The organism is Phycisphaerales bacterium, from assembly GCA_029268515.1.
In the GTDB taxonomy this organism is placed as follows: Bacteria; Planctomycetota; Phycisphaerae; order Phycisphaerales; family SM1A02; genus JAQWNP01.
In genome coordinates this window covers 189,044-211,544 of record JAQWNP010000017.1, presented here as the reverse complement: position 1 = coordinate 211,544, position 22,501 = coordinate 189,044, and the positions used below count along the sequence as shown (strand labels likewise).

General features: G+C 51.5%; 14 protein-coding genes and 2 rRNA genes. 4 read left to right on the top strand and 12 right to left on the bottom strand.

Annotated features, from left to right (window positions below; all coding sequences use genetic code 11):
- Window positions 1-333: 333 nt before the first annotated feature.
- Window positions 334-1,602, top strand: coding sequence for a hypothetical protein (locus P8J86_12550; GenBank protein ID MDG2055521.1), 1,269 nt, complete (start codon window positions 334-336; stop codon window positions 1,600-1,602).
- Window positions 1,603-1,722: 120 nt separating this feature from the next.
- On the opposite strand, the gene P8J86_12545 is transcribed toward P8J86_12550, so the two are convergent.
- The 10 genes from P8J86_12545 to pilM all read right to left on the bottom strand — a co-directional run bounded on the left by P8J86_12545 (window position 1,723) and on the right by pilM (window position 15,531).
- Entirely contained in the window at window positions 1,723-2,328 is a 606-nt protein-coding gene (locus P8J86_12545; protein ID MDG2055520.1) for a YbhB/YbcL family Raf kinase inhibitor-like protein, read from the bottom strand.
- A 65-nt stretch (window positions 2,329-2,393) separates the two neighbouring features.
- Window positions 2,394-4,352 (bottom strand): M48 family metallopeptidase, encoded by a 1,959-nt coding sequence (locus tag P8J86_12540; protein MDG2055519.1) that lies wholly within the window; start codon window positions 4,350-4,352, stop codon window positions 2,394-2,396.
- A 17-nt stretch (window positions 4,353-4,369) separates the two neighbouring features.
- Window positions 4,370-4,993: a LemA family protein gene (locus tag P8J86_12535; GenBank protein ID MDG2055518.1), complete on the bottom strand. Its 624-nt coding sequence runs from the start codon at window positions 4,991-4,993 to the stop codon at window positions 4,370-4,372.
- A gap of 200 nt (window positions 4,994-5,193) precedes the next feature.
- A complete protein-coding gene (locus P8J86_12530; GenBank protein ID MDG2055517.1) occupies window positions 5,194-5,889 on the bottom strand; it encodes a tyrosine-protein phosphatase in 696 nt (231 codons plus the stop codon).
- A 12-nt stretch (window positions 5,890-5,901) separates the two neighbouring features.
- Window positions 5,902-6,036: a hypothetical protein gene (locus P8J86_12525; protein ID MDG2055516.1), complete on the bottom strand. Its 135-nt coding sequence runs from the start codon at window positions 6,034-6,036 to the stop codon at window positions 5,902-5,904.
- Window positions 6,037-6,147: 111 nt separating this feature from the next.
- Window positions 6,148-6,254, bottom strand: a 5S ribosomal RNA gene (rrf, locus tag P8J86_12520).
- Window positions 6,255-6,398: 144 nt separating this feature from the next.
- A 23S ribosomal RNA gene (locus tag P8J86_12515) occupies window positions 6,399-9,244 on the bottom strand.
- Window positions 9,245-9,885: 641 nt separating this feature from the next.
- Window positions 9,886-11,928: a hypothetical protein gene (locus P8J86_12510; protein ID MDG2055515.1), complete on the bottom strand. Its 2,043-nt coding sequence runs from the start codon at window positions 11,926-11,928 to the stop codon at window positions 9,886-9,888.
- A gap of 73 nt (window positions 11,929-12,001) precedes the next feature.
- Entirely contained in the window at window positions 12,002-13,282 is a 1,281-nt protein-coding gene (locus P8J86_12505; protein MDG2055514.1) for a hypothetical protein, read from the bottom strand.
- A complete protein-coding gene (gene pilM / locus P8J86_12500) occupies window positions 13,282-15,531 on the bottom strand; it encodes a type IV pilus assembly protein PilM (protein ID MDG2055513.1) in 2,250 nt (749 codons plus the stop codon). Before pilM ends, P8J86_12505 begins: the two co-directional genes overlap by 1 nt.
- 255 nt (window positions 15,532-15,786) lie before the next feature.
- On the opposite strand from pilM, the gene P8J86_12495 reads away from it, so the two are divergent.
- Together P8J86_12495 and P8J86_12490 are read left to right on the top strand one after the other, a co-directional pair.
- Entirely contained in the window at window positions 15,787-17,247 is a 1,461-nt protein-coding gene (locus P8J86_12495; GenBank protein MDG2055512.1) for a MiaB/RimO family radical SAM methylthiotransferase, read from the top strand.
- A gap of 17 nt (window positions 17,248-17,264) precedes the next feature.
- Window positions 17,265-18,458, top strand: a complete 1,194-nt coding sequence (locus P8J86_12490; protein ID MDG2055511.1) for a S1 RNA-binding domain-containing protein — start codon at window positions 17,265-17,267, stop codon at window positions 18,456-18,458.
- Window positions 18,459-18,483: 25 nt separating this feature from the next.
- On the opposite strand, the gene P8J86_12485 is transcribed toward P8J86_12490, so the two are convergent.
- Together P8J86_12485 and P8J86_12480 are read right to left on the bottom strand one after the other, a co-directional pair.
- Window positions 18,484-20,172, bottom strand: a complete 1,689-nt coding sequence (locus P8J86_12485) for a hypothetical protein (protein MDG2055510.1) — start codon at window positions 20,170-20,172, stop codon at window positions 18,484-18,486.
- A 152-nt stretch (window positions 20,173-20,324) separates the two neighbouring features.
- Window positions 20,325-20,921, bottom strand: coding sequence for a hypothetical protein (locus P8J86_12480; protein MDG2055509.1), 597 nt, complete (start codon window positions 20,919-20,921; stop codon window positions 20,325-20,327).
- A 150-nt stretch (window positions 20,922-21,071) separates the two neighbouring features.
- Here P8J86_12480 and P8J86_12475 point away from each other — a divergent pair, with 150 nt between their 5' ends.
- A complete protein-coding gene (locus P8J86_12475) occupies window positions 21,072-22,484 on the top strand; it encodes an amino acid permease (GenBank protein ID MDG2055508.1) in 1,413 nt (470 codons plus the stop codon).
- The last annotated feature ends 17 nt before the right edge of the window (window positions 22,485-22,501 follow it).

The window sequence follows — 22,501 nt, the reverse complement described above, 5'->3', positions numbered from 1 at the left end:
CTGACACTCAAAATAATGCCATCGACATCCAATGAGTGGTCTCATTGGCCAAAAGAGTCTCAGCATCGAGGAGACCCTTAAAAGCCATTTTAAAAAAAGAATACATAAGCAGCGCAGGCTGCTAGACCAAAGGGCATATCAAATAATGAGTGGATGATTTTGAAGAATGGTGTCCCCAAACGTTCCTCAAAATGCAATTCAATAATGACCGGTCACATTGTTTTCGAAGAAAGTGAAGTTCTTTGAATTACGGATGTCCTTTTGCATTGACGCAAGGAGGATATCTTTCACCCAGAACTCTACACGAGGAGTTCACAATGTGGAGATCTCACCATGCAATTTGATCTTGGCTTGAAGAGAATAATTTACTCCCAGTTACTCTTGTTTTTATTTTGGGCATCAAGTGCTCTTGTGCCTTCGATCGCAAATGCTCAGTCTATAAACGCCGCCACTGCTACGAGCACTTCATGGTCACAGCCTAGCCTTGGAAGGCTGACGGAGCAGTTTTCCCGTATCACTGCACCATTCGATCAACAGCAGGCTTATGAAAGAGGCATCGCCAAGGCATACCTTGAAATACCTCAGAACTTACGTCCAGAACTTATTAAAGAAAACAATAAGCAACTCTGGATGGATACATTTACTGAAAACTACATTGCTGATACCAGTGGCCTCTGGTCTGTTGGACCAACAGGACCCACCGACACAATCAACTACACCGTGGTCAACTCGGCACAAGGGGGTATTGCACCAATTCTTGACCTCGTTTTGTGGCCGATTGATCCGCTCCAGTACGGCATCACCATACCGACCCCACTGGGCACAACTGTTGAGTGCTTCATACATTCGGCCCGCTTTGGGCCTACCGATAAGCATGTCGGATATGCAATTCACTTTGATGATGGTTTCAAGAGCATGCTCATCTTTATGCCCCTCACCATGGTCTCAGATTCCAGCTTGATTACGGCCGATCAAGCGGCGGCTTTTATCGCTTTCGTGGCCACTGATGGCATGTCATCACAGCCATTTTTGGAATGGGCCGTTGAGAATCAACAATCCATGACGGTTGAGACGAATGACCCCTCGTCAGCAGGGCGCCTCTATGGAAGATTAGATAACGAAAATCACAGCGAGTCGTTGGTCTTCTGTGACATGGATTCTCTTAAGCAATGCCTGACCGAAGCAGCAGCTAGTTATTCGCAAGACCTCACTGATGCTCACAATATCCATAAGAGCCGGATTAATGAAATCCTTAAAGAATTCGGAGATGGTGCGAAGGTTTCGCTTGGTGGCTATGTTGCTACCGGAGCGGTTGGCGGCGCGATTGCAGGAGCGGTTGGAGGACCACTGACTGCGGCCATCGGTGCATTGACAGGTGTTGTTGCCGGGGGTGTCGGATGGCTCGTCGACACTGCATTGAGTTCCGATCAAGCTCAGGAAAAAGTTGATGCGGCTGATGCTAAATACCAAGAAGCAAGATGCAGTGCGGCAAAAAAGGCTGCCAATGCTTGGAAGAACTGTTTTGCTGAGCACTGTCCTGAATACTATGAAGCAGTATGCCGAGAAATGGACCAGGTCGTTGCGGAAAGCGGGTGCAAATAAAGCCTGATCGCCCTCTGGATCTACAACTTCTAACACACCACCGCTACCGAGATGGTCTCATTGATGTCCATTTCGGTGGCGGCTTTCAATTGCTATTTCAACAAGGACCAACTGATCAATCTATTTCGCCTGAACCTGACGGCCGTAGCTTGCCGTCATTTCTGCTGTAGCCAGAACATGACCCTTTAGCAGGCTCATCACTTGAGACGCCGTGAGCCCGGAAATCATGTTCGGCATACCATCTATTGCGTAAAGCCGAAAACGATATTCATGTGGTTGGCCTGGTGGAGGCGAAGGACCCCGATACCCAATCGTCCCCCAAGAGTCAGTACCTTGCATGGCACCAAAGGTTGTCGTTGGGTTGTTTGGCACCCCAGCATCCAAACCAGTCATACTCGCAGGAATTGCGTAGATCACCCAATGCACCCAGGGGCTCTGCCCTACTGATGGATCATCTACGATCAGCACAAGACTCTGCGTACCTTCCGGGACAGAAGCCCAGCTCAATGGCGGCGAAACATCTTTGCCATCAGCCGTGAATTGCTTGGGAATATCATGCCCCTGATCAAATGCGGTACTTGAGAGTCCCATGACAGCCTTTGTGCTTGCCACAATAGATACAGATCGCTCAATTGAATGATTAGACATGCTGTTCGGCTGACATGCCTGCAACACCGCAGCCACAAAGAAAAGCCACACCCCTATCAATACACTCCAGTAGTTCATCTGATTACCTTCTTAAACACGCCACAATTTCCATTCCTAGCTATCCCAAGCAAGGGTGCCCAATTCTAGGCCGGGTCATCTGCATTTGATTTGGGCTTTGCAGCTTGCTGCTCTTGCAAGATAGGTGGCATTGGACAATTAATAGCATCTGCAATTGCTCGCAATGTCTCAGCCTCGGCTACCGTTGTGCGGCCATCCTGGGCAATACATGCCTCGCAAGCCAAAAGAAAACGTTGTCGCTCCGAAAACTTGACCTGATCTAATCGACCAAGCGCCGTGTCTAATGCGTCTAAGCCACATTCACTTGCTGCAGGCATACGTGATGCAGCACCACCGAGCACCGCCAAGCCACTTCGGAACGCAAGTTCGGCCGCCTGTTTTTCACGAGCGCCTAGATAAGCAAGTGTCGCTAGAACAACCACAGCATCAGCGTGATGCCTTTTCAGTGCGTGAGTCGCTTTCGTACTCGCTCGCCCCCCAATAATTCGTTGATCAAGATGACGCGCAAGCACGACGTGGACGGCCCATTCAAATCGTGAAACGCTTTGATCCGCCCGAATCAGTTTTGAGACTGTTTCCCTGAAGTGCTGATGCTGAGGAGGTGACATTGTGCACAATGAAGGAATCGCCAGATCAAGTAGTGGCAACCGAAGTCGCTCATCCAGTTGTGCCACTGACTTCTCAAGCCGATCGACTGTCATACGAATTGCTTGCTTATCGAATGCTGCCTCAAGCATTTCATACTGAATCGCGCGTATCTTTTTATCTGTCGAGAGTAGTAGACAAAATACAATTACCTGAGCATCAAAGGGCTCATGAGCCGCATCACGTAAAACGGGGTTAATAGCCTCAATGATCTCATGGGCTAGATTAATATGAGCCATATCAATAGACCCAATACCCTCGACAGCCTGATGAATTTGAGATCGCTTCAGAGATGACTGACCATCTCCTCCAGCAAAACCCGCTGCCGCACTTGAATCCATAACACTTGATACATCACCCGCCGATGACGTTGGCACTGCTGAAGCTGGAATGCCCTCAATACGTGAAATACGATCTGCAATTGGAGGATGCGTCGAAAACATGGAAGACATTGCTTGCGTAAAGAACATGTGATTCATTTCGCTCGCACGTGCGTCAAAAGTAGTCTTCGCCTTCAAACCTCCAATTTTACGCAAGGCACCCCCGATACCATTGGGATTGCGTGTGTATTGAACGGCAGTCGCATCAGCTAAATACTCACGCTGCCTCGATACCGCAGCTTGAATAACCCGACCAAAAAACGTCCCTATGAATCCCAGGACCATCAAGACAATACCAACCCCGATGATAGCCAACGCTGCCTGGCCACTATCTTTGTTGTTTGACCGCCGACTAAACATCATGCCGTAACCAACAGTACGAACTAAAAGCAATCCAAACAAACCCAACACCAGCAGTCCATAAATGACACCCATAAGACGAATGCTCAGACGCATGTCACCATTAAAAATATGGCTGAATTCATGCGCCATGACACCTTGAAGCTCTTCGCGGTTAAGTTGCTGCACGCAGCCAGACGTCACGCCAATGACCGCATCTTTCGGGTGGTACCCGGCCGCAAAAGCATTAATCGTCGGATCATCAATCAAGTAGACAGGCGGCACCGGTATACCAGAGGCAATCGCCATTTCTTCAACAACATTAAGAACTCGCCGCTCATCAGTATTTCGCGTACTGGGATCTAATTGTTTCCCACCCAGCGAACGAGCAACTACATCCCCACCCTGGGAGAGCTCAGCAAGTTTGTAGAAGGATCCACCACCGACAACCACGAGGGTAAACAAACCAACACCCAACAGAACCCCAGGCTGCCACCAAACAAACGTCCATGTTTTATCGTCACCGTGCTCTCCCAAAATCAGAGCGCCAATGACATAGAGGATGGCAATAATCAAGCCCACCGCAATCCCAAATAGGATCACAAGCCGACCGGTCTTCTTCTTAGCTTTGGCTTGCGCCGCAAAAAAGTTGATAGCCATAAGAGCGTTCTATGCGATCAGCTAAAGCTGACCTTAGGAGCTTTTTTAACCTCGGCCGATTCAACCTCAAAGGACTCAGCCACATTGAAGTTGAACATGCCAGAGACAATACTGTTGGGAAATGTCTCACGTTTCGTGTTGTAGTGCATCACTGAATCGTTATATGCCTGACGGGAATAAGCCACGCGGTTCTCCGTTGATGTCAGCTCTTCCTGAACCTGCATCATATTCTGACTGGCCTTCAAATCAGGATACGCCTCGACGGTTACCATGAGGCGACCGAGCGCCCCGGTCAAAGCCCCCTCTGCACCAACCAAGGCTTTCATATTGGCCCCATTCGTTGGATCAGCGGCAGCTGCCTTGGAAGCACCCATCGCTTGATTGCGGGCTTCGGTTACTGATTCAAGCGTTTCCCGCTCGTGCTTCATGTAACCCTTCGCTGTTTCAACAAGATTTGGAATCAAGTCATAACGGCGATTGAGTTGCACATCGATCTGACTAAAAGAATTCTTAACCTGGTTCCGAGCACTGACGAGCCCGTTATAGATTCCAATGAGAATAATGATCAGCAACAAAATGGCCACACCAACGCAAATAGCGATGATTCCACCAGCTCCAAGCGCGAGAATCGGAATAGTCATGGGAGACCTCCAGTTAAGACATGTCGCCTAAGTTCAGTGAACTTCCGAGTTCGTGTTGAGCAGGTGCGACTGTTCCACCTAGCCCAACTTCAATAGCAGAAGCAGAGGATACCAAAGGGCCTACCCCGCGACCACAAATGCTCACGACATGGGCCGAAGCATGAAGATATGGTTCACTAAGGCCCCCAGCATGGCCAGTTTCACTGAGCAAGTAGATTTTTTTCAAATATAGGCAGTGGATCAGGCACCTGTTCAATCACACCTTCTTCCACAAGCCTGTGAGCAATCGTATTCATATTTTGAGCAAGATAACGCTTCAGCTTGCCATCTCTACCAGTAAACCTGTAAAGCGTTGCTTCATTCCAAACATCACCACCATCTTGCCCCTGCACCAACATTCGATAGATCGCGATCACGCCACCAGTTCGTTGTGAGCCAGCAGCACAATGAACCAAAACAGGCGATCCAGACTCCACTGCGCGATGCACTGCACAGACAGCCAAAATATAGTTTTCAACTTCACCTGTGCCATCACCGATCAGTGGTGTGTTAATTCGAGGGACTCCAATTTCTGCCAATACTCGAATCTCTGCCTGCTGCAGCTCGTTATCTGGCTCCACCAAATTTAAATCAAGAACACATTCAATGTTGTGCTTCTCTATCATTCGCTGCAAGACCTCTGGGTAGAGCTGCCCACTACGATAGACCAACCCCTGTTCGACAGTGCCCCAACGTTTTGGAAACACGTGGTACTTGATGTGCTCATCGTAAATGTAGATCGCAGCCCCAATGATGATCAGTGGGATCACAATCCTGATCGCATTGATATACCAAGGCTTTTCACAAACCCGAGACCACAATGTTCGTAAGCTATGGCGATCGTTCTTATCAGCCATTATGTGACCTCATTACTTTGTCTTAACTGCATCGATGAAGTCACAGGTTGCACGGCCAATCGCTTCCGCAACAGCCTGTTTACTTCTGAAGCCGTTGATATCTGCGGTCATATCTGCAATCGCAAGCACTGCTATTGCGTATTTCATTCTCAAAGCCCTTCTGAATCTACTGCCTATCGGATGAAGTGACAGAAAGAATACCGAGTCCCTCAAAACAAAAGGAAGCCCCGCGAGGGGTTTACCCTCGCGGGGCTAAAGAGTCGGCAATAACCTACTTTCCCGCTGTGCAGTATCATCGGCGGCACGGACTTAACTTCTGAGTTCGGGATGGGATCAGGTGTCTCCCCGTACCTATAGTCACCGACAAGCACACGCCGCCGCTGTCGCGGCGACGTGTGTATATAAGTATGTTCAGGTTTCATTGCTACCACATCGAACGAACGCTCGACCGGTGGTTGTCATGATACTTCTCTGGAAAACCAGGAAGCAGATGACGGACCCCGGTCGATATGACGAAGTCTTTGACCATTAGTACCGCTTCGCTAAAGGCATTTCTGCCCGTACACGTGCGGCCTATCAACCCGGTAGTCTTCCGGGGGTCTCTCGTCTAAAGACGTGCAACATTCATCTTCGGGTGGGCTTCCCGCTTAGATGCTTTCAGCGGTTATCCCTGCCCCACTTAGCTACCCAGCGATGGACCGAGCGGTCCAACTGGCGCACCAGGGGTGGGTCCCTCCCAATCCTCTCGTACTAGGGAGAACTCCCGTCAATGTTGCAGCGCCCACAGCAGATAGGGACCGACCTGGCTCACGCCGGTCTGAACCCAGCTCGCGTACCACTTTAATGGGCGAACAGCCCAACCCTTGGGACCGCCTACAGCCCCAGGATGTGATGAGCCGACATCGAGGTGCCAAACCGCTCCGCCGCTATGGACGCTCGGGAGCGATCAGCCTGTTATCCCCGGGGTACCTTTTATCCGATGAGCTACGACCCTTCCACACGGGATCGCAGGATCACTAGAGCCCTCTTTCGAGACTGCTCGTCATGTCTGACTCGCAGTAAAGCCGGCTTATGCTCTTACACTCGACACGCGGTTTCCAACCGCGCTGAGCCGACCTTTGCGCTCCTCCGTTACTCTTTGGGAGGAGACCGCCCCAGTCAAACCGCCCAGCATACACGGTCCCCCGCCCAGTTTCATGGGAATCGGGGTTAGGCCACAAACGAATACAGAGTGGTATTTCACTATTGGCTCCACCAGGACCGAAATCCCAGCTTCAAAGCCTCCCACCTATTCTACGCAATACACGTCCATAACCAATATATGCCTGCAGTAAAGGTCCACGGGGTCTTTCCGTCTTGCTGCGGGTAGGCGGCATCTTCACCGCCACTACTATTTCACCGAGTTGGTTGTGGAGACAGTGCTCCAGTCGTTACGCCATTCATGCACGTCGGAACTTACCCGACAAGGAACTTCGCTACCTTAGGACCGTCATAGTTACGGCCGCTGTTTACCGGTGCTTCGGTCACAAGCTTCGCTCCGAAGAGCTAACCTGCTTCCTTAACATTCCGGCACCGAGCAGGCGTCACACTGTATACATCCTCTTGCGAGTTAGCACAGTGCTGTGTTTTTGATAAACAGTCGCCAGAGCCTATTCTCTGCGCCCTCTGTTTCCAGGAGGGCCCCCTTATTGCGAACTTACGGGGTCAATTTGCCTAGTTCCTTCACAACCATTTTCTCGAGCGCCTGAGGCTTTTCGCCACACCTACCTGTGTCAGTTTTAGTACGGGCCTTGTGTTTGTCACCGGACAGATTTTCTAGGAACTGCTCCACCCCACATCGGCCTTGAGAGGCCTGGACGCTTCACTGTCCCGTGCGAGCTTCGCAATCCGTCATGCCGGGTCAACCGCACACAAGGGGGCAGGAATATTAACCTGCTATCCATCGACTACGCCTTTCGGCCTCGCCTTAGGACCCGCCTAACCCTGGGCGGATTTACCTTCCCCAGGAAACCTTAGGTTTTCGGCGACGGAGATTCTCACTCCGTTTATCGTTACTCAAGCCGACATATTCACTTCCTGCCGCTCCACAATCCCTTCCGGAATCGCTTCACTGCTGACAGGAACGCTCCTCTACCATCCTTATTGGATCCGCAGTTTCGGTACAAGTCTTGATTCCCGATAATTATCGGCGCTGAATTCCTCGACCAGTGAGCTGTTACGCACTCTTTAAATGGTGGCTGCTTCTAAGCCAACATACTGGCTGTCAAAGCAATCCAACTACCTTGTCGAACTGAGACTTGTTCAGGGACCTTAACTGGCGGTCTGGGCTGTTTCCCTTTCGACCACGGAGATTATCCCCCGTGGACTGACTCCCACGACAGAGCCGGGCGGTATTCGGAGTTTGATTGGGGTGGGTAGGCTTGTGGCCCCCCAGCCCCATTCAGTGGCTCTACCCCCGCACGGTGTAACGTGAGGCTAGCCCTAAAGCTATTTCGAGGAGAACGAGATATCTCTGGGTTTGATTAGACTTTTACTCCTCCCCACAGGTCATCCCCTAACTTTTCAACGTTAGTGGGTTCGGCCCTCCAAAGAGTTTTACCCCTTCTTCAGCCTGCCCATGGGTAGATCACCCAGTTTCGCGTCTACTCCCTGCGACTTGGCGCCCTTTTAAGACTCGGTTTCCCTACGGCTCCGCTGGGATACAGCTTAGCCTTGCCACAGAAAGTAACTCGTCGGCTCATTATGCAAAAGGCACGCGGTCACCCACCGCCGTCCGAAGACGACCCAGGCTCCCACAGCTTGTAAGCAAGCGGTTTCAGGTACTTTTCACTCCCCTTATAGGGGTACTTTTCATCGTTCAGTCACCTTACTGGTTCACTATCGGTCGTTGAGTAGTATTTAGCCTTACGGGGTGGACCCCGCATGTTCACACAGAGTTTCACGAGCTCCGTGCTACTCTGGACCGTCTCACTAATCGTTCGGTGCGCACTACAGGACCATCACCTTCTTTGGTTCAGCTTTCCAACTGATTCATGTGCACGTTCCTTTCGCGAATTGACGTCCATACCCCAACCCGAAGGTTGGTTTGGGCTGTTCCGCTTTCGCTCGCCGCTACTTACGGAATCGCGTTTGCTTTCTTTTCCTCCGGTTACTGAGATGTTTCAGTTCACCGGGTTCACTCCTACACCGTATGCATTCGGGTGTAGGTGACCCGTAAAACGGGCCGGGTTTCCCCATTCGGAAATCCCTGGATCAATGCTCGGTTACCAACTCCCCAGGGCTTATCGCAGGTTCCAACGTCCTTCATCGCCTCTCAACGCCAAGACATCCACCGCCTGCCCTTAACGACTTCGTCATACCGACCCGACCCCGACATCACTTCGCGAATGCGAAGATCTTTCGTTGCCCAACCGGCATTATCGTTTTTGAGCAGCCAGCTCAACATGCCACACCAAATGAAAAATCAACTGGTATGCCATTGTCTTGCTTGCTTGCTACTTGAATATTTTTTGCTTCAAGCGTTCGTTCTCGGTGCGGCGTCGTACCTCCCAGACAGAAAAAGATTCAACCCTTGTAAACAAGGATCGAAAAAGAAGTACGACCCGCAACGAACCTGAACATAACTTGTCAAAGAACAGAACACGGCCCTCCAAAGCACATAAAGGCAGCATGCCAACGCGCCGGGGCCGCTGACTGGGCAAGAGGGCCCAATCAAGGGGTAAGGCGGTTAGTTTATACGCGCCCGCGGTAGTGTCAACTCAATCTGGACACTTAGCCAAGCTACTGCTGGGTCACAGGCTGCCGGAGATCCAAAAACCAGACACACATAACCGAGTGGGACCATCACCGGCATGCTCCAAAATCATCTGTTTCTAAAGGCCTGCGGTACCCGTACGGCATTTCAAAACCGCCAGAATGGCCTCGCTAAAGCAGGTCCGTCCTGAGGCGATAAGTTTTTTAAAACTATAGAAAACGGGCAGAAATTGACCTCAGGTTTTAGCCCGGGCCACTGAGGCCTCCACCGCCTCGACCGCCACCAGGATTACCGCCGCCACGACCGCCGCCAGGACCGCCGCCACCGCGGCCGCCACCTGCATCGCCGCCACCTGTATTGCCACCACCGCGGCCGCCACCAGGGTCACGCCCCGGCTGAGAATCATCGGTCATCTCTTCTTGTTGCTGAAGCGGCGCTGCATCTTCAAAATCCAAGAGCTCAGCACGCACCCAGTTTTCTGAATCTTCGCTGGGATTGCGCACTTCAAACTGCTCAATGCGGTCATCCCGCTGAAGCAAAACGTGCGCGGCCATTCGGGCCCGGACTTTTGCTGGATCAGCAGCTGCCTCAAGATTAGAAATAACATCGAGCACAAACCAGTTCGTGGCGAAATCAACCTCGCGGCCTTCTTCGCCAGCCTTCTTGGCGAAACCAACCAGATCTCCAGGTTCCACCGCAAAGTTCTGACCCCACCACCGACCATCATAAAAACGATGTACTTCGACTCTGGCCTGCCCAAGATTAAGTCCTAGCCCTGACTGGCCTTGTTGCTCCGCAGAACTTGCATTCGTGACATAGAAGACCAACGGTGGCTGGACATCAATAGGCGCCGAAAAATCACTCCAGGGTGTTGAGACCGTAAGTTTTTCTGCGAGAGGAAACTGCTCTGGCTGCAAAGATAGTTTGCGACCAAATAGTGGGTTGTAAAGTTCAGCGCGCATTCGATATCGATAAATATGATCCGGCACAGCAGAGATGTCATGCACCCACATTTCAACTGAGGTGCTTTCCTTAAGATCAGACAAATCTACCTGTATCTCAAGGCTCTCAAGATTCACCCCATCGTTTTCGAGTCGCCGCTTAAGGTTTGCTAGTTTTTGCCTGACTGAAAGCAGCTGGGCATTAAGTCGCCGACACACTGCGAGCTCTTCATCTTGCTGTGCATTATTGACGCCACCAGAACCTTCGCCCCCACTCATTCCAGACATTCCAGGAGCGGCATCACTATCACTTGAACCTACTCCACCAGTGCCTGAACCAACAGAGCCAAGATCAACTGAATCACAATTTAGTTTTTCCCATTCACTTTCGAGTTTCAACTGGTCTTCAAGATAACCCTTGTAAGCTCGAATGTTCTTTTCTGCTTTGGTTTCTGAACTGTCAATAGCTGCACTCGCAGCATCAGAATCGAGCCGCCAGGAGGTTTGTTCTCGAACAGGGTAGAACGCAGGCCGCAACATTGAATCTTGCTGCTGTTTATCCCTCGCTTGAGCCAACAACTGGTCGCGCTGACTGGTGTTCTTCGATCCTTTGATAGCCTCTCTAATCGAAACCTGTGACTCCAGCGGATCTAAGATAATCGAATTCGTCCATGCTCCGTCAACAAGCTCTTCGCGTTCAACGATGACGTCTAACACATCGACTCGACCATCGAACCAATTGGGACGATAGGGGCGGGCCTCACTGGCGATCCCATCCTTGTAGAGCACTAAGAGATCAGCAAGATCCACACTCGATTTTGCTGTGACCCAAGTCACATCAAAGGGTGCTTCAGCAGGGAGATGCTCCGCCAACGAGGCATACTCCTCACGCGTGTTTGGCGTAACCGTATTAAAGAACTGCTCCGTGACAACCTGAGATGAAGATGGCGGCTGCGGCACGAGATAAGGAAGACCCGAAGCGATTTCAGCAGACAGGTCTGCTGAGTCATGAGGATCAAGCGCGGAAATCAAAGGGAGTTCCCAAGTTGATTCTGGAGAAACACCCGAGTTGAGCATGGCCTGGACTTCAGGAAGACTTGCCTTTGGATCTTCAATCACAACTGCAGGTGGAGACGAACCACTCAAATTACCATTGATCGATCGAGCAATGCCATCAAGATACTCATCAACTTCTCCAGGTGACAGCTGCTTACCCTCAAGCGTCAAGGAGTTTGGCGCCCCGACAAACTGACTGCCTACAAAGTAAATAAACAGAATTACTGCAACTGCTAGCACTAGCCACTCAAGGTAAAGCTCCCATACGGGTACACCCTTGGTCTTCATTCTTTGATTCCTTTAAGTCGCATACTGCTGATCTACTTTAGCTAAAAACCCCAACGTGAACATCGATCATTACTCAGTATCTACTGGGATTTGACCCTGGATTGCTCGGCATATTTGACCCATTTGGCGTTGGCTGTAGCGGCGGCAAACCGATGGCCGCACGTGTCTCTGCAGGAAGAAATGGGATCAACCAATCCTTGAACCAAACCGTCTCCAATGTGAGTTGAAGATTGCTGACGGCAGATGTTCCATAGAAGAACCCCAGCCGACGATCTGCGGCTGCATTTGATTCATAAACATCGAGATCAACGACTGACATAAAGTTCTGCTTCGCGATCGCGTCAAGTACTTCTGGAATTCGCTTCGTTTCCACTACGAGATGTAGATTCACCATCACAACTTGATAGATCGCATTGTTGCCTCGACCAGTCAGCGAAATCCCATAGTTCTTTTTGATCTGGCTGGACCAACTTGGTGGCGAACTCGTGCCTTGCGGGCTCGTTGGAAGAGGTGCAATTTGAAGTGAGATGATTCGTTTGACAGGCGCCGAAGCCACACTGCCGCTCGATTCATTGGCTGATGCAACGCCCTCCAGCACATCACGGGTAATCCAATAGGCCCACTGCCAATTAAACATTTCACCCAAACTCGGTGGATTTGCTGCTGAAAAGACCGGAAGCATCAAGGCAGAACTATTCCCATAGATCTGAATGGACTGAGCAGCCTTACGATCTAACTCCATACGAATACCCGAAAGATATTCCTTTAGCTGGACAAGCTCTTCATCACTAAGCGAATCATCTATATCCTTCTGGAGCATCTGATCTCGATACTGCGCGGCAGAGCGGCGCAGATCCTGGGTAAGCGTAGAGCGATCTGGTGGCGACCCAGCCTGAATAAGATCAAAGAGACTGGCATATTCAGTCATCAAGGCTTCATAAAATTGACGAGCAATAACTTCTTCGTGCTCTTCATCCGGCACTGGAAAAAGAGCGATGCCGCCGGGAAGTGCGACTGGAAGAAAGTTCTTCTTGTTGTGATCAATGGCTAACGTCTTAATGGCGTCGGAATCGCTGATAAGGATCGCTGCTGCTTCCTTATACCGAGCCACAAGTTGTGGATTCACAATCGTACTGGTGGCATTCGTCCCGAGCTGAGCACCTGGAGGAACAAAAGAGTACTTCTGGATATTGCGAAGTTCACGCAGAGCACGCGTCTTTGTTTTAAGCTGCTCTTGCACCCCTGTGTTCATACTGGCAGCAAAGTAGGGAAAGCCAACCGCTGCCGCAATCATGATGGCAATACACAAAACAATCAGCATATTGGCCTTGAGCCACTCAACAACCTCTTGCATCAGTTTGTCCCTTCTGAATTCACGGCAGGCGTGCCATTCGCCTTCTTCTTCGCCGCTGCAATCTGCTGTGGTGTCAGTAACTCAATCTCGAATGTGATAGGAAAGCGTTTGAACTTGGTGCCATCCAGGTATGGAGATGCAGCACCAATAATGGGCGCCATTGCGTCAATGTCGAATTCACCATCATCGAGGTTGAGGGTACTGCCAGCTGCAGCTCCACTATCTGTAGAGCCAGTCGTACCGGTCGACCCCGCATTGCCTGCACGGCCCCCACCGTTCATGTTACCACCAGACATACCAGGGGTGGAGACACCTGAACCACCGCCACGACCGCCGCCAACATTTCCGCCGCCGCCACGACCGCCGCCAACATTCCCGCCGCCGCCACGACCGCCGCCAACATTCCCGCCGCCGCCACGACCGCCGCCAACATTCCCGCCACCGCCACGACCGCCGCCAACATTCCCGCCACCGCCACGACCGCCGCCAACATTTCCGCCACCGCCACGACCGCCGCCAGGACCACCACTAACTGTAGCGGAACCATCACTATCGACAGTCCCTTCAGACCAAACTAAAGCTTGGGCCAAACCTGGGTTAATGCTGACCGTGTCTGCAATGATTCGATATGGCGCATCTGAACGGTTGCCGATTGGTTCTCCGTTTTCAGTAAGCCATTTTTTGATAGTCCCATTCAAGAAAACATCTGGCTCAGCATGCGTCACATCGACGGTCATCTTTACGCTGATTCGTCGCCGTTTATCCGCATCGGTAGGCGGTACGTAGTCACCGGAAAGATCAACTAATGAAACCAAACGACGATCTTCTGGCGCAATGGCCATCACTTGTGCGAGATTGCCCTCAAGGAGCTCTGACTGGGGGTCTCCACTGGCAACCGCATCAGCCACATCATGAAGCAAGTAGGGCCAAACACGCCTCTGATCAAGAAGGCCTCTCACATTTGCGGCCACAAAGCCTGCTTGCCCATTCATTTTCGCTTGTTCCAACTCTGAAACAAGCTGCCCTCCTGTGCGCAGCACCCGAGTCACTTCGGCCGAATTCTTATCTGTGGCAACACCTGCGTCCGCAAGTGGTCTCCACAAGGTCATTGCTCCACCAATCACAACGATTGCGGCCGCAGCAGCAAAGTACTTTGTTTTTCCTGCCCAAAGTTGCTCGCGAAGAATCTTCACTGGAACCAGATTGGCTGCGATCGGCGCTAAGCCAACACCTTGCAGTGCCGCGCCATAGGCACTCGCCATATTCACACTGTGCTCAGCAAACGAAGCGGCCTCACGGCCAGTCATTCGCAGCTTTCGATATTCATCGAGTCGAGACACAGAAATTTGCAGTTGCTGTCCAAGGAACTTACGAAGACCTGCGATCTTCATTGTAGAACCTAGACCAACCATATTTTTAAGTTCGCGGTCACGATGCAGGCTCTGATAGTAACCAAGAGAACGTTGTAGATCCTGTAATAGATCACTGAATACCGGCCGCATTGCTTGCATAATCTGTTTGGCGTATTTACTTGTTGCAGCTTCCTGCTTGAGTTTTTCCGCCTTTGAGTAGCTCAGCTTAAAAGCATCAGCAATCGCTTCAGTAAAGTGCGTGCCACCAAGTGGGAATGAGCGAATCCAACAACGCCCTTCATCGGCAACAATCACATCCGTTGCTTGTGTACCAATGTCAATGAAGACAACGGGCTCTGATTCCTCATTGAGATCCAGGTCGTGAACCATGGCGTTATAGACACCGAGAGGACTCAGCGTCAATGCTTCTGGAGTCAGACCAAGTTCACCGTAGAGACCAAGACGTTCTTGCACCCGCTGACGGGTAATCGCAAAAATGCCGACCTCAATTTCAGGCGTATCTTCAGAGCTGAATGTCTGGTAGTCCCATTCAACATCCTCTATAGGGAATGGAATCTGTTGCACCGCTTCAAACTTGACAATGTCGGGCACCTTCTTCGGCTCAACCGGTGGCAGCTTTGCAAAACGAGCAAAGGCTGCATGCCCAGGAACCGTCATCACAAGATGTTCGCCTTCAAGTGTCTTTTGCGCAATGAACTGACCAAGACTCAGTCGCACCATCTCATCAGCATCAAGATCTGGAGTCGTCAAGACACGTGTATGGGGAATAACTGCGAAGTCAGAAACCTCGATCGAGTCACCAGTACGCTCAAGGCGGATGCCCTTAATGGCATGGGCGCCAATCTCGATCCCCCATGCCGCCTTCCGATTTGCCATTGACAGAGATCTCCAATAGGAACTGTAAAGCCAATCTCAATAGGCAAGAGGTGCTGATGGCCCAATAAAGCCTCGGGCTGCCCCTTGCCCCCGCAAGGCCTCTATTCACTGACACAAGGACATCAACAGATGAGCCTGCGGGCCGCAAACGAGGTCTTTGAATCATACACAAACGGTACGCCGCTCGGCAGATCGTCGACGAAATTGCCTCTACAAGCCACTGCCTGCACGACATGATGGCTAACATGACCCCTTATGCCCAACGAAGCTCTGAGACATCTTCCATTGACCTATCAGGTGAAGGTCCTTGGCTGCCGGGTCAATCATGCTGAGGTCCGGGAGATTTCAACACTGCTTGAGTCACGTGGCATGATGCCAGTCTCAGCCCCGAAGACGCCAGACCTCACAGTCGTTCACACATGCTCAGTGACTTCTGCTGCCGCTGCCAAGAGTCGCAACGCAATCCGTCGAGCCCGGAAAGCCAGCCCAACACACGCCGACGGCTTTCCCGATGTCCTTGTCACCGGCTGCTATACCGGCACCGATCCACAAAGAGCCGTTGAATTAGCTGGGGGGCAGGATCGGGTCATCCCCCATCGCCATGCAGATGGGACGGGCATGATCCAGCGTCTTGAAAAAACAGTCGACAGCTGGCTGGACATACGAGCCGTCGCAGATCAACCCGCAACGCAACAGTCAATCCCAAAGACATCCATCCACCAACTACCAGTGCTCTTACCAAATCAGCCCGCAAGACATAGTCGAGCTGAGGTTCGTATACAAGATGGCTGTGATGCGTGCTGCACGTTCTGTATCCTGCCACGTGTGCGCGGCAAGGTACGCTCAAAAGACGTCAAAGATGTTGTCAAAGAGGCAGAAAGATTAGTCGATCTCGGACACAAAGAGATTGTTCTATCAGGGATTTTTCTGGGCGCATATGGGCACACAACTGCACTGCGACGCAAGCAAGTGAATGGCCATGCACGCCCACTCGCTGATTTACTCGATGCAGTTGCTTCAGTAAACGGGCTACTGCGCGTCAGACTCAGCTCCTTAGAACCCGGCGATCTCTCACAGGAGCTACTGGATGCAATGATCGCGCATCAGGATGTCGTCGCAGCACATCTACACCTACCTCTGCAGTCAGGTTCGGATCGCATCCTCTCGCGAATGAATCGTCAATATCGACGTGCCGAATACTTAGAAGCCGTTGCAATGGCCACCGAACAATTGCAAACAATCGATGGGCTCCCACCCGCAATCACAACTGACATTATTTGCGGCTTCCCTGGTGAAACTGAGCAGGACTTCGAAGAGACTTGCCAGGTCGTCGAAACGGCACGTTTCCTACACATGCATGTCTTTCCCTATTCAGCTCGGCCCGGCACTGCATCGGCACGCTGGACCAGCGAACACCTTGACCAACAACTCGTTCGCCAACGCGTTCGCCAACTCATCGACCGTGAAACTGATCCAAATGATGGACTCTCAATTCGCTACCGCCAACGCCTTTTAAATAAACGTGTTCGCATCATTGTAGAAGAGCAAACCACAGGGGGCGTCGCGGGCCGATGTGACCACTATGTAAAAATTCAACTGGCCTCTTCTGCAGCGCGTGGTACTCTCCTGGAAGCACGGGTCACCGATGTTCATCAACATGAGACCCTGGCAACCGAGATCACCCCTAGCTACAAACTTCCAGTCCTCACTTCATAGACGTAAGAACGCAAATAATGACGACACCCAAAGGTCCAAATCCGCTTGACCCTGAACTTGAAGCAGAAATAGAACGAAGCCTTGGTGGCATGAGCATTGAAGATCTTGTCGATGCACCGCCAACTGGCGAAACTGGTCCTCGCATGATGACCGGCACCATTGTCTCCATTCGAGATGCTGATGTCTTTGTCGAGTTTTCGCCACGCACCCAAGGTGTTTGCCCAATTGATCATTTTGATGAACCGCCCACGCAAGGCGATCAAATGGAATTCGTAGTAGACCGCCATGACAAACAAGATGGCCTTCTCGTTTTGTCTCGAGCCGGAAGAGTCGGAAAAGCCCAGCGCGGCAATCTCACACTTGGACAAACAGTAGAAGCTCGTTGCACCGGAACAAACAAAGGTGGCCTTGAAATGGAAGTGGCAGGCGAGCGTGCTTTCATGCCCGCTGGGCAAGTAGATCTTCGTCACATACCCGACCTTAATATATTCGTAGGAGAGAAACTTCCCTGCCAAATCACTGAGCTTGATCTATCTCGCAAAAGGATTGTGCTCAGCCGACGCGAAGTTTTAGCAATTGAACGCGAAGAGAAACGCGCTAAGCTCCTTGAGACACTTGAGGTCGGCCAGCGTGTGAGCGCACTGATTACCAAGATTATGCCCTATGGCGCCTTTGCTGATATTGGTGGCATTGAAGGACTAATCCATATCTCTGATCTCTGCCATCAGCGAATTCATAAGCCAGAAGAAGTCGTCAAAGACGGACAGATGGTCGAGGCGCAAGTCTTGAAGCTTGAGCTTGAACTTGATCCACCACGTATTTCATTAGGCATGAAACAACTCGCGTCTGATCCATACGTTTCAGCCACTGGCGAACTCACTGAAGGTGCCACCGTCACAGGTCGTGTCAGCAAGATTGCCGAGTTCGGTGCATTTGTAGAACTCACTCCGGGGGTCGAAGGCCTCATCCACATTTCTCAGCTGAGCCATGACCGAGTGGGCAAAGTCAGCCAGGTGGTCAAAGTGGACCAGATCGTGACTATCAAAGTGCTCGATGTTGATCATGGCCGCCGACGCATCAGCCTGTCCTTGAAGGCCATGACAGAAGCCGGCGCCCCGGACATGAATCAGGATCGCCCCGAAGATCCTGCACTCCGGAAGCTACGAGCAAAGTTTGGCGATGGGCAAGATCTCAAGGGCGGTCTTGTCTAGGTTCGCCTCGAAAAAGATCTCGATCCTATCGCTGAGCGCGCTTAGACTCACCTTTATTTCGCCGCGCGCCACGTGTGTTGTTTCTTTTCTTGGTCTTTTTCCGCGCGCCGCGTGAAGGGCTTGCTGCTGCCGAACGTGTTTCACAAGGCCCCCAATAGACCAAGAGGATGCTGAAATCCAAGGTATCTACTGAACCATTGCCATCAAAATCTGCCATGAGACCTGGCCCGCTTTGCCCATATTCAATGAGCAGTTGAGTGAAATCACTGAAAGCAACCTGGCCATCACCATCAGCATCACCGATGCACTGCGAACCCGCCCCTTCAATAGTGACCAAGTAAACCTGCCCAGAGGCAACAGGCACAGAATTCGGCAAGAGGCAGTGAAGCGATGGCCTGGGCGTAATTCGGTATTCATAACCATCTTGAAAACCCGGTTGCATCCAGGCACGTGTCAGACGAATGACCTGGGGTGTTTCGGGCAGAATCTGGGCATTAAAGAAGGCATCAGGCACTGACTCAAAGGCACTGCTCGAGCCCGCAATACGCCTGGCAATATCAACTGGCATCGCTTCAAGTGAAACCAGTGGACCATAGAAGCGAATGTCTACGGTCACATCCGCTGAACCAAGTTGTTCAATAACCCCGCCGTTGCTGGGCTCACAAGACTCGTCATGCATTAGAAAGGGAACTAAACCGATCGTCCCACCACCCAGTTGTTCACAAGTTTGCGTGTATCCAGGTCCATCAATCGTGAGGCCATTGAGCCCAATGTCACCAATATGAATGGGCGCTGACCACTCACAAGCGGTATCAGCTGCAGCATTGAAAATAATATGCCCCCCAACGCCGAGCTCCCCAGTCTGGATCGTGGTGAGATCCTCATGCCGAAAACTCTTCTGAACAAAGAGCAGTCCTTCCATTCGTTCTCGAAAACGGAGCTGTCCTGGATTGGTATACCCAGAAACGTACTTGAGATTCTCGACGATGATCGAACCCCAAAAAGTTGCAACATCAAGCGACGCAATATGCCCAGTTCCCGGGCCATTGGTCGCATCAATCTGAGCAAAGCAATCGCCTTCGGCTTCTATTTTTCCGATGTAATGCCCTGCCTGAATTTGGATCAACTGATCTGACTTACCAATATCACCCCCAGCGATCACTCGTTTAATCCTGCCATTAACGGTGACTAGATCCCCAAGCACATCTCGCCCAGCTTGAACCAATGTAATACCGCGTGCTGCATTGGATGGCGTGGTTGCCGTAATAGGACCCACGACATGGCGCCCTGCAATAATGTTTCCAACTGCAAGCACTTCAACACGTCCAACATCAACATTGACTTCAACGCGATTCAGCAGGATCTCCGCCGTACCCGTTTGAATGATTTCATTGATAGAGTCCAAGCCTGGAAAACCATCACTAATCACTCGCACAATGACCGGCGACCCAGCCGTTGGACCATTGACAGCAATCTCGAGCCGATCAATAGACTCACCACCGTCTCCATGGATTTCATAGGTGGTATCACCCCAGGGATTAAACAGCTCAAGCAGAATAATGTCATAAGCCTGCGCCGCATCATCCCATGCAATCAGGTAGTGCTCTGGAGGGACCGGTTCACCAACAGCGTCAACGATGGTTAAGTCCGCATGAGCTGCAGCCGATGACAGACAACACGCCAAAAGCGATATCAACACCGTTCTTAATTGCATGTAGCCTCTCCCCCAGTTAAGAAACTGTCACGGGGGGCTACCGCACGCCACTGCATTACCAGATCAGATAAAAGAAACTCTGTTGCAACAACGAATAGAGCAACTGAATTACCTCACTTAACAAATAAGTGTCCGATATAAAAAAGCCTCTTTTAGCTCAGCTCTTGAATCATTGCCCGAAGCTCTTGAACCTGAACTGATGCCACCTGCTTGCCTGTAAACAAATCTTCTTGCTCATTAAATCGAATAGAGCTGCGGATCATTGTCAGACAAAAATCAAGAGTAGATTCTCTGAAATGAAGCTGAGTCATACGCCCATACTGGGTGTCTACCGTATGGAAGCTGGGCTCTTCATAGCCAAGCGTTACCAATCGCTCCGCCAGATCCACAAGTTCGTCATCCGTAAACAATCGCAAATGAACGCGACCAGGACCATCGAAGAGCGACTGTGCCGCGCGCCCCATCACCATGATGCGTATCTCTGGCTGTAGATACAGCAACGAATCAGCCAACTGCGCAATGACGACAAGTTTCTCCTTGATAGAATTTTTGTATCCCTGTTCACCCAGTACTGCCTGCGCCCACGCTCGACAATGCTGCCGCACAAGTCCTCTACTTGGCAACGGTACATCTAGAAGCCCCAGTTGACTTCGAGCTGACTGAACAGCTTGATCAATGCTGCTTGTTGAATCCTCTACAAGCAATTCAGCCGCCAACCGAGCTATCTGATTTGTACCAGTCTGTTGCACGGCCTTATTCTCTCATGGAAGCCTGCCAAAGGCGAAAAGCGATCCCAATGCAAATTTTGTGACATTGCTAATATGGACGCATGTATTTTCAGTCACCACGAATGCCCAGAAACATGACAGATAGTCATTCCATGGGGGCGGAGTGTCTTTATGGCGAAAGATGATGTCGGGCAGCCGCGCGTGCTTGGACTCTTCGGGCTCGCGATGATCAATATTGTGGCGATTGCGAGTCTTCGCGATCTGCCGCAGATGGCGAGTTACGGACTCAGCTTGATCTTCTTCTATGTGCTCGTCGCCCTGGTCTTCTTCATACCGGTGTCATTGGTGGCCGCTGAACTGGCAACGGCGTGGCCCGAGCGTGGCGGCGTCTACGTCTGGGTGAGAGAGGCTTTCGGGAAACGATGGGGTTTCCTGGCCATATTCCTCCAATGGTTCGAGGACGTGTTCTGGTATCCCGTGGTGCTGACCTTCGGAGCGGCATCGCTCGCGTTTGCCGTTGCACCCGAACACTCCGCTACGTTGGCGGAGAGCAAGTTCTTCATCGTTGGCGTGGTCCTGACTGTCTTTTGGTTCTCCGTCTTCCTCAATTTCTTCGGTCTCTCCAGCTGCGCTCGGATCTGCATCCTTGGAGCCTTCGCCGGGATATTCATCCCGGGAATCGCGCTGATCGTGCTGGCGGGAATCGGACTGGTCGATGGTACTCCGTCCAGGCTCCTTGAGAACGGAGATCAACTGATCCCTGATCTCGCCAAGCCTTCCAATCTCACTTTCGCAGTCAGTGTGTGCCTTGCATTCGCCGGCATGGAAATGACAGCAGCACACGCGCGAGAAGTACGTTCGCCCGAACGAAACTACCCGTTCGCGATCTTGATTGCAGCTGTTGTCATTCTGACCGTGTTCATCCTGGGCGCCCTGTCGATCTCGAACACCCTGGCACCCGGAGAATATGAACTGCAAAGTGGCGTGCCGGAGGCCTTGCGCACCATGCTCGCCCGCTATGGGCTTGAAGAGTGGGCGCGACTTGCCGCACTGGGCATGGCGCTCGGTGTATTTGGAAGCGTGAATGCCTGGATCGTCGGCCCAAGCAAGGGACTCCTGGCGGCCGCTGAAGACGGCGCCTTGCCTGCAGCCCTCTGCAAGGTGAACAAGAAGAACGTGCCCACCCGCATTCTGCTGATACAAGGTGGAATCGTCTCCCTGATCTGCGTTGCGTTCACCTTGCAACCCACCGTCGAGTCGGCCTACTTCATGATCAGCATGCTCGCCATCCAGATGTATCTCATCATGTACTTCATGATGTTCATGGCTGCACTACGACTCCGGAAGCTCCACCCGAAACGCTCGGACACATTCCGGATTCCGGGTGGCACGCCCGGCTTGTGGTTGACTTGCGGAATTGGTGGGTTGGGGGCAATCTTCGCGATTGTCATTGGGTTCTTTCCGCCTGATCAGCTCACCGAGTCAGGCATAAATCCCACATCCTTCACCTACTTCCTGGTAGTGGGACTTGCGGTTGGACTGTTCGTGCCGCTGGCGATCGCACATGCACGACGCCTTAAGTGATGTAGCAGCCTATTCTC